This window comes from Microvirga massiliensis, from assembly GCF_001006805.1.
Classification (GTDB): Bacteria; Pseudomonadota; Alphaproteobacteria; order Rhizobiales; family Beijerinckiaceae; genus Microvirga; species Microvirga massiliensis.
In genome coordinates, this window is record NZ_LN811363.1 from 1 (window position 1) to 3,403 (window position 3,403).

General features: G+C 68.6%; 6 protein-coding genes and 1 pseudogene. 1 reads left to right on the plus strand and 6 read right to left on the minus strand.

Going from position 1 to position 3,403, the window contains the following annotated elements:
- From BN1233_RS32335 to BN1233_RS32350, 4 genes and pseudogenes are all read right to left on the minus strand, one after another.
- Positions 1 to 226: pseudogene (locus BN1233_RS32335) on the minus strand (hypothetical protein); the annotation flags it as partial.
- Entirely contained in the window at positions 219 to 1,286 is a 1,068-nt protein-coding gene (arsB, locus tag BN1233_RS32340) for an ACR3 family arsenite efflux transporter (RefSeq protein WP_046867801.1), read from the minus strand. The pseudogene BN1233_RS32335 and the gene arsB, both read right to left, overlap by 8 nt.
- Before the next feature lie 9 nt (positions 1,287 to 1,295).
- The gene (locus tag BN1233_RS32345) at positions 1,296 to 1,835 is read right to left on the minus strand and encodes an arsenate reductase ArsC (RefSeq protein WP_046867802.1); all 540 of its coding nucleotides are present in this window, start codon (positions 1,833 to 1,835) and stop codon (positions 1,296 to 1,298) included.
- Positions 1,828 to 2,184 (minus strand): ArsR/SmtB family transcription factor, encoded by a 357-nt coding sequence (locus BN1233_RS32350; protein WP_046867803.1) that lies wholly within the window; start codon positions 2,182 to 2,184, stop codon positions 1,828 to 1,830. The genes BN1233_RS32345 and BN1233_RS32350 overlap by 8 nt, the downstream gene beginning before the upstream one ends.
- A 247-nt stretch (positions 2,185 to 2,431) precedes the next feature.
- Here BN1233_RS32350 and BN1233_RS32355 point away from each other — a divergent pair, with 247 nt between their 5' ends.
- Positions 2,432 to 2,677: a hypothetical protein gene (locus BN1233_RS32355; protein ID WP_046867804.1), complete on the plus strand. Its 246-nt coding sequence runs from the start codon at positions 2,432 to 2,434 to the stop codon at positions 2,675 to 2,677.
- A 13-nt stretch (positions 2,678 to 2,690) separates the two neighbouring features.
- Here the strand turns inward: BN1233_RS32355 and BN1233_RS32360 are convergent, their stop codons facing one another.
- On the minus strand, positions 2,691 to 2,903 hold the full coding sequence (locus BN1233_RS32360) for a hypothetical protein (RefSeq protein ID WP_046867805.1): 213 nt from the start codon (positions 2,901 to 2,903) through the stop codon (positions 2,691 to 2,693).
- A gap of 288 nt (positions 2,904 to 3,191) precedes the next feature.
- The coding region (locus tag BN1233_RS47575) for a helix-turn-helix domain-containing protein (protein ID WP_210168230.1) at positions 3,192 to 3,403 on the minus strand (212 nt) is incomplete at its 5' end.

Sequence of the window (3,403 nt, forward strand, 5' to 3'; positions counted from 1 at the left end):
TGTCGTGCCCACGTGAGCGATCGCGCTGCGGGTGCGGAATATCCGCTCCGAAATGCCGGAGCAGGCGCTCCGCCTCGAGCACCAGGAGGCGGCTGTAGGAGCGCTCCCGCAGCGAGCCGTAGAGCGGCAGGATGCGCGGCGGGTGGGTCGAGATCCGCTTCGGTTCCAGCCTGGTCGGGTCGGGCAGGCCGAGGAGATCGGGATCGACGTTCGGAAGCTCACTCACCGGCCACGACCTCCCGTCCGGACAAGGACCGCCGGCCGGCGCCGCGCTCGTACCAGCCCTGGCTGCGGTTCACGATCCGCACGACCGAGAGCATCACGGGCACCTCGATCAGCACCCCGACCACGGTGGCGAGCGCCGCCCCGGAGTTGAACCCGAACAGGCTGATCGCGGCGGCGACCGCGAGCTCGAAGAAGTTCGAGGCGCCGATCAGGGCCGAGGGGCCGGCGACGCAGTGCTGCTCGCCCGTGAGGCGGTTCAGGTAATAGGCCAGGCCTGCATTGAAGTAGACCTGGATCAGGATCGGGACGGCGAGCATCGCGATCACGAGCGGCTGGGCGAGAATCTGCTCGCCCTGGAAGCCGAACAGCAGGACCAGCGTCGCGAGCAGGGCTGCGAGCGAGAGCGGCTGCAAAGTCCGCAACAGGCCCGCGAGCGCCGCCTCGCCGCCATTCGCGAGCAGGCGACGGCGGAGGAGCTGCGCCACGATCACGGGGATCACGATGTAGAGCACGACGGAGAGGACGAGCGTGTCCCAGGGCACGGTGATCGCCGACAGGCCGAGCAGCAGGCCGACGATCGGCGCGAAGGCGAACACCATGATGGTGTCGTTCAGGGCCACCTGGCTCAGCGTGAAGTGCGGCTCGCCCTTCGTGAGGTTGCTCCAGACGAACACCATCGCGGTGCAGGGCGCGGCGGCCAGGATGATGAGGCCGGCGATGTAGGAGTTGATCTGGTCGGCCGGCAGGTAGGGCCGGAACACATGACCAATGAAGAACCAGCCCAGAGCCGCCATCGAGAACGGCTTCACGGCCCAGTTGATGAAGAGCGTCACGCCGATGCCGCGCCAGTGCTCCTTCACCTGCCGGAGCGCGGCGAAGTCGATCCTGAGCAGCATCGGGATGACCATCAGCCAGATCAGGACCGCGACGGGCAGGTTGACCTTGGCGATCTCCAGGCCGCCGATCGCCAGGAACAGGCCCGGGAAGACGTGGCCGAGCGCGATGCCGGCCACGATGCACAGGGCAACCCACAAGGTGAGATAGCGTTCGAACAGGGACATGTTGAATCCTCAGGCCGAGCTGTGGTCGAGGGGGACGGTGCCGGAGGTTGTGCCCTCGAGCAGGCCGATCTCCCGGAGGCGCTGGGTGAGGGCGATCTCGTCGAGGCTCGCCATCGGCAGGGCCAGGAAGGCCGCGATCCGGTTCCTGAGGTATTTGCCGGCCTGGACGAAGGCGCGCTCCTTCTCGATGTCGGAGCCCTCGACGGCGGCGGGATTCTCGATGCCCCAATGCGCGGTCGCGGGATGGCCGGGCCACACCGGGCAGGGCTCGCCCGCGGCGTCGTCGCAGACCGTGAACACGAAATCCATCACGGGCGCGCCGGGCTCGGCGAACTCGTCCCAACTCTTCGAACGGAAGCCATCCGTCGGGTAGCCGTTGGCCTCGAGGACCTTCAGCGCGAACGGATTCACCGTCCCCTTGGGCTGGCTGCCCGCCGAGAATGCGTTGAAGCGGCCCGCACCGTCCCTGCGCAGGATCGACTCGGCGAGGATCGAGCGGGCGGTGTTGCCCGTGCAGAGGAAGAGCACGTTGTAGGCGGCATCAGCCATGGGCGGTCTCCTTGGAAGTGCAGCAGGATGAGAGCGCATCGACGAGCGGCGCGCAGACCTCCGGGTGGCCGCCGCAGCAGTCCCGGAGCAGGAAGGTCACGGCCTCGCGGAAGCGCCCGAGGTCGGCGCGGTAGAGGATCGAGCGGCTCCGGCGCTCGGAGCGCACGAGCCCGGCCCGGGCGAGCACGTTCAGGTGCGAGGACATCGTGTTGTGCGGGACCGCGAGCCCCCGGGCGATCTCGCCCGCAGGGAGGCCTTCGGGCTCGTGCCTCACCAGGAGCCGGAAGGTCTCGAGGCGGGTCGGCTGCGCGAGCGCCGCGAGGGCGAGGATAACGTGTTCCGATTCCATATGTCGGGACTTATCGACGGAATGGGCCGAATGCAAGTCCGACGGGATGAGCGGGAAGCCGATCGCTCAGGGCAGTTGAGCCGACAGGTGCGGGGCGCAGGCTTCTTCGGCCCAGCGAACGACACTGCCGCACTTGGGCTCAGGTCCGAACGGGCGCATAGTGCTGCCATCACTGGCCGATCCGACCCGTACGCGCCGGTGGCTGAGAGACCCATGCGCTCCCGCCTGCACGGTTGAGGAGCGCCGCATGCCCGACCTGCACCAGGAGCGCCTGGATCTCGACAGGGCCGATCGGCACCTCGCCGAGGGCGAGCGGCGGATCACCGACCTGATCCTCCGGATCGAGGACCAGACCGCGCAGGGCCGCGACACCACCGAAGCCCGCAAGCTGCTCCGCAACTTCGAGCAGACCATGGAGACCTGGCGCGTCCATCGGCAGCTCATCGCAGACGCGATCGCGCGGGCGCAGCCGCCTGATCTGGAGGCCCGCTAGGGCGCTTTTCGGATCACGAGGCCTCGCCGGTGTGGAGCCTCCAGATTGCTCTCATCTCGGCAGGCGGGTGCGACAGGAGTGGATCGAGTTCCGCCTCGACCTGCCTCATCTGCTCGAGCCGTCGCTCGACCTGCTCCCGGAATCGCTCATGCGCCGCGCGGAGCCGCGCCGTCTCGGCCAGAACGGTCTCGGCGTGTTGGAACAGCGCGTCGTCCTCGATCGCCATGATGGGCTCCGCATCCGGACTCTACCCCTTCGAACCTGCCAATGCTCGATCATAGCCGCGGTTCCATGGTCCCGCCCAGGCTCGGAGGGAGCGGGACCTGCTCACCTGAAGCCGTTGCATTGGCTCGCACGGACCAGGCGCAGCACCGCGTCTCGATCACCTTCCTGAAAGGACTGCACGGGCGTCCGGCCCGCGAGGACGGTGTCGGGCGCCAGCGGGAAGTCGAGCGTCGCTCACGGATCCGCTTCGGCGAGGTTGCGAATGGCGGCGGTGAGACCGGGGATGACTTCACCCTGCCGGAAACTGGCAGGCGGGATAGCGCCAGTCGCTGCCCTCCCGGATGGGGGGCAGGATGCCGGCGCGCCGCCGCTCGTCGACGGCCCCGTGCGCGATCCCCAGGAGCCGTGCGGCCTCCTCGGCCGACACAGTGCTGCCGACCGAGGACGTCCCGCGTCCGGGCACCGTATTCCCATGACGACGTCGTAATGCCGCGGCCCTAA

Coding starts and splice junctions, on each gene's coding strand:
- BN1233_RS32355 (WP_046867804.1), top strand. CDS start 2,432: ATGCCCGACCTGCACCAGGAGCGCCTGGATCTCGACAGGGCCGATCGG.
- BN1233_RS32360 (WP_046867805.1), bottom strand. CDS start 2,903: ATGGCGATCGAGGACGACGCGCTGTTCCAACACGCCGAGACCGTTCTG.
- BN1233_RS32350 (WP_046867803.1), bottom strand. CDS start 2,184: ATGGAATCGGAACACGTTATCCTCGCCCTCGCGGCGCTCGCGCAGCCG.
- BN1233_RS32345 (WP_046867802.1), bottom strand. CDS start 1,835: ATGGCTGATGCCGCCTACAACGTGCTCTTCCTCTGCACGGGCAACACC.
- arsB (WP_046867801.1), bottom strand. CDS start 1,286: ATGTCCCTGTTCGAACGCTATCTCACCTTGTGGGTTGCCCTGTGCATC.